This window comes from Streptomyces sp. NPDC002536 (assembly GCF_053594995.1).
The window spans coordinates 1-6899 of sequence record NZ_JBSFWU010000190.1 but is presented as its reverse complement, the minus strand read 5'-3'; the positions used below and the strand labels follow the sequence as shown (position 1 = coordinate 6899).

At 73.0% G+C, this 6899-nt stretch carries 7 protein-coding genes; 3 read left to right on the top strand and 4 right to left on the bottom strand.

The window, feature by feature from the left end; genetic code table 11:
* Positions 1–90 precede the first annotated feature (90 nt).
* The gene (locus ACWD4B_RS34750; protein ID WP_451424515.1) at positions 91–816 is read right to left on the bottom strand and encodes a hypothetical protein; all 726 of its coding nucleotides are present in this window, start codon (positions 814–816) and stop codon (positions 91–93) included.
* 155 nt (positions 817–971) lie between these two features.
* Between ACWD4B_RS34750 and ACWD4B_RS34745 the strand changes: the two genes are divergently transcribed.
* The 3 genes from ACWD4B_RS34745 to ACWD4B_RS34735 are packed head-to-tail and all read left to right on the top strand — an operon-like array spanning position 972 to position 4075.
* Positions 972–2270 carry a magnesium transporter MgtE N-terminal domain-containing protein gene (locus tag ACWD4B_RS34745; protein WP_451424514.1) on the top strand — a complete coding sequence of 433 codons (1299 nt, stop codon included), beginning with the start codon at positions 972–974 and terminating at the stop codon, positions 2268–2270.
* Positions 2257–2874, top strand: coding sequence for a DUF1003 domain-containing protein (locus tag ACWD4B_RS34740; protein WP_451424513.1), 618 nt, complete (start codon positions 2257–2259; stop codon positions 2872–2874). Before ACWD4B_RS34745 ends, ACWD4B_RS34740 begins: the two co-directional genes overlap by 14 nt.
* A gap of 43 nt (positions 2875–2917) precedes the next feature.
* The gene (locus tag ACWD4B_RS34735) at positions 2918–4075 is read left to right on the top strand and encodes an Mrp/NBP35 family ATP-binding protein (RefSeq protein WP_451424512.1); all 1158 of its coding nucleotides are present in this window, start codon (positions 2918–2920) and stop codon (positions 4073–4075) included.
* A gap of 44 nt (positions 4076–4119) precedes the next feature.
* Here the strand turns inward: ACWD4B_RS34735 and ACWD4B_RS34730 are convergent, their stop codons facing one another.
* From ACWD4B_RS34730 to ACWD4B_RS34720, 3 genes are all read right to left on the bottom strand, one after another.
* Positions 4120–4803 (bottom strand): hypothetical protein, encoded by a 684-nt coding sequence (locus ACWD4B_RS34730; protein WP_451424511.1) that lies wholly within the window; start codon positions 4801–4803, stop codon positions 4120–4122.
* Positions 4804–5109: 306 nt separating this feature from the next.
* A complete protein-coding gene (locus tag ACWD4B_RS34725; RefSeq protein ID WP_451424510.1) occupies positions 5110–5547 on the bottom strand; it encodes a sec-independent translocase in 438 nt (145 codons plus the stop codon).
* Positions 5548–5673: 126 nt separating this feature from the next.
* Positions 5674–6899 (bottom strand): S1C family serine protease (locus tag ACWD4B_RS34720; RefSeq protein ID WP_451424509.1); only part of this gene is annotated, 1226 nt, incomplete at its 5' end.

Sequence of the window (6899 nt, the reverse complement as noted above, 5' to 3'; positions counted from 1 at the left end):
CCTTACGGGGCCGGGGCGCCCCGGCCCCGTAAGGGGCGCGGGGAACTGCGCGAGCAACCACAGCCGGACCCGCACCCGAAGAACCGGGCCTCAGCCCCCGGAGGGGATCCCCTTCCCGTAGTCCACCGTCTCCCCCTTCGCCGGAGGCGAAAGGGCGAAGTCCTTGCCCCAGTCGCCCAGTTCCAGCTGGCCCGCACCACCCGCCCGTTGCACGCGCAGCGGATACGGTTCACCTGCGAGCGAGACGTCGAGCGTTCCGCCGCTGCCCTTGCTGCCGCCGTTGACGCGGATCGTGGGGACGCCGCCCACCTTGCCGTGTTCCCCGCGGCTCGGGGTGCCGTGCAGCCCGAGCAGGCCGTCCAGCAGGGCGTCCTTCTCGGTGAAGCCCCGCAGCTGCGGGTACGACGGGTCCGCGGCCGGCACCTTGACGTACTTGCCCTCCAGCTTGGCCGAGGCCGAGGCGGCACCCTTGGACCAGAACGCGGCGGGCGCCTTCAGGTAGAGGTCGTCCCCGGTGCGCAGCAGCTCGAAGGCGCCGGCCCCGGTGTCGGACGAGGAGACCCGGCCCGTGCCGCCGTTCTTCTTCAGCCGCATGTCGATGCGGTACGTGCGGCCCTGGCTGACGACGTTGCCGAACAGGTGCACCGCGTCCGCGGACCGCGCCGCGGACCGCGTCTTCTGCTGGATGGCGGCGGCGCCCAGCTTGCCCACGCCGTTCGTCCCCGCGTCGGGGTCCTCCTTGCCGCCGCAGGCCGTGAGCGCCGTGGAGAGCACGGCGCACAGCGCCGCCGCGAGGGCCGCGTTCCGGGTTCGCACGTCTGCTCTGCCTCCTGTGACCGGCGGGAGTACGGCAGCGGCAGCGTACCCGGGCCCGAACGGAACGGAAGCCCCGAGTCCGTACGGCCGCTTCCCCACGGCGGGAAGAAGCCGGTCACGTTAGCCTGAACCGGACACGAGAGGAGGTGCGCAGCATGGCAGCAGGCGCCCCCCGGGTGTTCGTCTCGCATCTTTCGGGCGTGGCCGTCTTCGACCCGAACGGGGACCAGGTCGGCCGGGTGCGCGATCTCGTGGCGATGCTGCGCGTGGGCGGCCGGCCGCCGCGCGTCCTCGGACTGGTCGTGGAGGTCGTCAGCCGACGGCGGATCTTCCTGCCCATGACCCGGGTGACCGGGGTGGAGTCCGGCCAGGTCATCACGACCGGAGTGATCAACATGCGGCGCTTCGAGCAGCGCCCGACCGAGACCCTCGTCCTCGGCGAACTGCTGGACCGGCGGGTGCGCCTGGTGGACGGGGACGAGGAGGTGACGGTGCTGGACGTGTCCATCACCCAGTTGCCGGCCCGCCGCGACTGGGAGATCGACAAGGTCTTCGTCCGCCGCGGCAAGGGCGGCGCGCTGCGCCGCAAGGGCGAGACGCTGACCGTCGAGTGGTCAGCCGTCACCGGCTTCTCGCTCGAGGAGCACGGGCAGGGCGCCGAGAACCTGCTGGCCACCTTCGAGCGGCTGCGCCCCGCCGACCTCGCCAACGTCCTGCACCACCTCTCGCCCAAACGCCGGTCCGAGGTGGCCGCGGCCCTCGACGACGACCGGCTGGCGGACGTCCTGGAGGAGCTGCCGGAGGACGACCAGATCGAGATCCTGGGCAAGCTCCAGGAGGAGCGCGCCGCCGACGTCCTGGAGGCGATGGACCCCGACGACGCGGCCGACCTGCTCTCCGAGCTGCCCGAGGACGACAAGGAGCGGCTGCTGACGCTGATGCAGCCGGGCGACGCGGCGGACGTGCGGCGGCTGCTGGCCTACGAGGAGCGGACCGCGGGCGGGCTGATGACGACCGAGCCGATCGTGCTGCGCCCGGACGCGACCGTGGCCGACGCCCTGGCCCGGGTCCGCAACCCCGACCTCTCCCCCGCGCTCGCCGCGCAGGTCTACGTCTGCCGGCCGCCGGACGAGACGCCGACGGGCAAGTACCTGGGCACCGTGCACTTCCAACGGCTGCTGCGGGACCCGCCGTTCACGCTCGTCGGCTCGATCACCGACACCGACCTGCGGCCCCTGGCGCCGGACACCCCGCTGCCCGCCGTCACCAGCTACCTGGCCACGTACAACATGGTCGCCGCGCCCGTCGTGGACGAGGGCGGCGCGCTGCTGGGCGCTGTCACCGTCGACGACGTCCTGGACCACCTGCTGCCCGAGGACTGGCGCGAGACGGAACTGCACCACGGCGCGCTGGGCATGAGCGACATCCGGGAGGCCGCCCATGGCAAGCCGTGACCGCGGCCGCGACGCCGTGCCGACCGGGGCGGGGCTGCGCCCCGACCGGTCCGCCGAACGCGTGAAGACGGAGTCGGCGGCCGTCCACCCGCACGGCCATCCCCATCCGCGCGCCCGGCTGGACGTACCGCGGGTGAAGCGGCGCGGCTGGCTGCCGGAGTACGACCCGGAGGCCTTCGGCCGGCTCTCGGAGCGGATCGCCCGGTTCCTGGGCACCGGACGCTTCATCGTCTGGATGACGGTCGTCATCATCGTCTGGCTGGTGTGGAACACCACGGTCCCGCACCATCTGCGGTTCGACCCCTACCCGTTCATCTTCCTGACGCTCGTGCTGTCCCTGCAGGCCTCGTACGCAGCACCGCTGATCCTGCTCGCGCAGAACCGCCAGGACGACCGCGACCGGGTCAACCTGGAGCAGGACCGCAAGCAGAACGAGCGGTCCATCGCCGACACCGAGTACCTGACCCGGGAGATCGCGGGGCTGCGCATGGGCCTCGGCGAGGTGGCGACGCGGGACTGGATCCGCTCGGAGTTCCAGGACCTGGTCAGGGAGCTGGAACAGCGGCGTGTATTCCCTCGGGAGAGTGAGGAAGCCGACCGCTGAAGGCCTTTCCCCGGGCGCCCTGCCGGGCCGTACCATCAGACCTATGGCTACCGAAACGAACGGATCGTCTCCAGATCAGGACGCGATCCGCGCCGCGCTCGCGACGGTGAACGACCCCGAGATCCAGCGCCCCATCACCGAGCTGGGGATGGTCAAATCGGTGGAGATCGCGGCGGACGGTGCGGTTGCGGTAGCCGTCTACCTGACGGTCGCCGGCTGCCCCATGCGGGACAAGATCACCTCGCTGGTGCAGGAGGCGGTCGGCCGCGTCGCGGGCGTCACGGGCGTCACCGTCGAGCTGGACGTGATGAGCGACGAGCAGCGCCGCGAGCTCGCCGCCTCGCTGCGCGGCGGACAGGCCGAGCGCGAGGTCCCGTTCGCCAAGCCCGGCTCGCTGACCCGGGTGTACGCGGTGGCCTCCGGCAAGGGCGGCGTCGGCAAGTCCTCGGTGACGGTCAACCTGGCGGCGGCCATGGCCGCGGACGGGCTGAAGGTCGGCGTCGTGGACGCGGACATCTACGGCCACTCCGTGCCGCGCATGCTGGGCGCCGACGGCCGGCCCACCCAGGTCGAGAACATGATCATGCCGCCGTCGGCGAACGGTGTGAAGGTCATCTCGATCGGCATGTTCACCCCGGGCAACGCCCCGGTCGTCTGGCGCGGCCCGATGCTGCACCGCGCGCTGCAGCAGTTCCTCGCGGACGTCTACTGGGGCGACCTGGACGTGCTGCTGCTGGACCTGCCGCCGGGCACCGGCGACATCGCCATCTCCGTCGCCCAGCTGGTGCCCAACGCCGAGATCCTGGTCGTGACGACGCCTCAGCAGGCCGCGGCCGAGGTGGCCGAGCGGGCCGGTTCGATCGCCGTGCAGACGCACCAGAAGATCGTCGGCGTCGTGGAGAACATGTCCGGGCTGCCGTGCCCGCACTGCGACGAGATGGTCGACGTGTTCGGCACGGGCGGCGGCCAGGTGGTCGCCGACGGGCTGACCCGCACCACGGGCACCAATGTCCCGGTGCTGGGCTCGATCCCGATCGACGTCCGGCTGCGCGAGGGCGGCGACGAGGGCAAGCCCGTCGTGCTGACCGACCCGGAGTCGCCCGCGGGCAGCGCGCTGCGGGCCATCGCGGGCAAGCTGGGCGGCCGCCAGCGCGGGCTGTCCGGCATGTCGCTGGGCATCACGCCGCGCAACAAGTTCTGACGGCACGGACAGCGGTAAGGGGCGGCCTCCCTTGAGGCCGCCCCTTACCGTTCCGCGTACGCCGTGATGTCCTTGATCACCGAGAAGCCCATGCCGTACGCGCTCATCCCCCGGCCGTACGCACCCAGATGGACGCCGCCCTCCTCGGGCGAGCCGGCCAGCACCCAGCCGTACTCGGACTCCCGGTAGCGGAACTCCGTCGGCACCCCGTCCACCGGCAGCGAGAGCGTCGTCCAGGGGGCCTCGTCGAGGTGGTCGGCCAGCTCCCAGGCGAGGGCCGTCTGCTGGTCGAGCCAGTCCTGCCGCAGGGCCCGCTCCATCTGCGCGGGCCAGGTGCACGACAGCAGGCCCGAACCCGCCAGCCAGGCGGCCGAGGAGACCGAGGTGGCCTCCAGCACGCCCGTGCCGTCGGCGCTGCGCCGCACCGGGCGGCCCGCGACGGTCACCACGACGGCGAAGCGGCGGCGCTCCGCCCCGGGGACGGCGCGCCCGGTGCGCAGCAGCGAGGGCTCCTCGCCGTGGCCCGTGGAGCCGTGCTCCACGGCGCCGTCGGCGGCGGCGCCGACCTGCATCAGCCAGCGCCGGCCCGTATGGGCCTCGTCCAGGCCGTACCAGGGGAAGGCCGCCATCAGATAGCCGTCGACCGGGCGCCGGGTGCCGGACGCACCCTGCGGGCCGTCGTCGGCCGAACCGGTGCCCTGTGCCACTGCCCGACTCGTCGTCTCCATCTGCGCCGCGCCTCCTCGTAGCCCCGTCGACCGGGACGCCTGCCCACCGCGGGCGGCTGCTCCCAAACAAAGGGAGGATAGCCACCTGCGTCAATGGGGCCCCGGATGCGCGAGTTAGGGGGTGTCCGGCGGCAGCGCCCCGTGAGGGGCGCGGGGAACTGCGCGACCGGCCCCGACGCACCCGCAGCCGAGGTTCTCGGGGCTGCGCCCCGGACCCCCGGGGTAGTGGGTCGACTGCGGGTCGGCGGTGGCTGGTCGCGCAGTTCCCCGCGCCCCTCACGGGGCGCGAAGATCCGCCGGACAGGCCTAGGTGGCGTCGGCGTCGAAGGGGGGCCGTTCGCCCGGCTGGAGGCGCTCCTGCGGCTTGTGGAGGTCGGGCTTCTTCGTCAGGTCGGGGCCGCCCGCGGCGGCGGGGACGTCCGTGCGGCCGTGCACCGCGTCGGTGATCTCGCCCATCTCGGACTTGAAGTCGAAGCCGTTGCGGATCTCCTTCAGCCCCAGCTCCTCGTTGTCCATCACGTGCTTGCGGACGAACGTCTTGGGGTGCAGGTCCTGGAACTCGAAGTCCTTGAACTCCGGGCCGAGCTCGGAGCGAATGTCCTGCTTGGCGTTGTCGGAGAACTCCCGGATCTTGCGCAGCGTGCGCGACACATCCTGGATCATCTTCGGCAGCTTGTCCGGGCCGAAGATGAGCACCGCAAGGACGACGAGCGAGACCAGCTCGAGGGGTCCTATGTCGAGCACGTTGCAGCTCCTTGATGCGTCGGTGGCCGAGGATGCAGGCCGCCTATCACGGTACCTGGCCGGAAGAGGTGGGTGGGAGACGCCTCGGCCAACAACAGGCCAAAGGCCGGGGCAGGGGCCGACGGGTCAGCCGGAGCCGGCCGAGCCCAGGGTCAGCGCGGCCGTGTGCGCGCGGCCGTCGCGCTCGACGGTGAGCCGGAGGCGGTCGCCGGGGCGGTGGCTGCGGACCTTGATGATCAGCTCCTGGCCGTTGTGCACCCGGACCCCGTCCACCGCCGCGATCACGTCGCCGGCCCGGATGCCCGCCTTGTCGCCGGGGCCGCCGGGGGTGACGGGCGGGCCGTCCGCGCCCTTGGCGTTCACCCGGGCGCCGTCACCCGTGTAGGCCATGTCGAGGGTCACCCCGATGACCGCATGGGTGGCACGGCCGGTGTTGATGAGCTCCTCGGCGACGCGCCTGGCCTGGTTGACGGGGATGGCGAAGCCGAGGCCTATGCTGCCGCCCTGCGCGCCGCCGCTCTGCCCGGGCTCGCCGGCGGCGCCGCCCGCGGAGCGGATGGCGCTGTTGATGCCGACGACCCGGCCCGCGGAGTCCATCAGGGGGCCGCCGGAGTTGCCGGGGTTGATCGCGGCGTCGGTCTGCAGGGCGTCGACGTAGCTGATGTCGGTGCCCTCCTGCTTCCCGCCCGCGGTGATCGGGCGCTCCTTGGCGCTGATGATCCCCGTGGTGACGGTGCCCGGGAGGTCGAAGGGGGCGCCGATGGCGACGACGGAGTCGCCGACGCGGACGGAGTCGGAGTTGCCCAGCGGCAGCGGGGTGAGGCCGGACACGCCGGACACCTTGATGACGGCCAGGTCGTAGCCGCTGTCCCGGCCGACGACGGTGGCCCTGGCGGTCTGGCCGCCGTTGAACGTCACCGTGATGGATCCGCTCTGCCCCGCGGGCTGCACCACGTGGTTGTTGGTGAGGATGTGGCCCTGCTTGTCGAGGACGAATCCGGTGCCGGTGCCGCTCTCGCCGCTGCCGCTCACGTGGAGGGTGACCACGCCCGGCAGGGCCCGGGCGGCGATCCAGGAGACGCTGCCGGGCGCCCGGTCGGCGGGCCGGTCGCCGGCGGCCGTCTGCGGCAGGTTCAGGGTGCGCCCGAAGCCGTCCCGCTGGAGCCAGGCCCCGACGCCACCGCCGACGGCTCCCGCGACGAGCGCCACGAGCACGGCCCCGCCGACGATCCGCCGGCGGCGGGCCGAGGGCCCGGCGGCGGACCGCTGCTCGGGCACGACGGCCCAGGGGTCGTACCGCCACGGCCCGGGCTCCGGCCCCGTGAGGGGCGCGGGGAACTGCGCGACCGGCC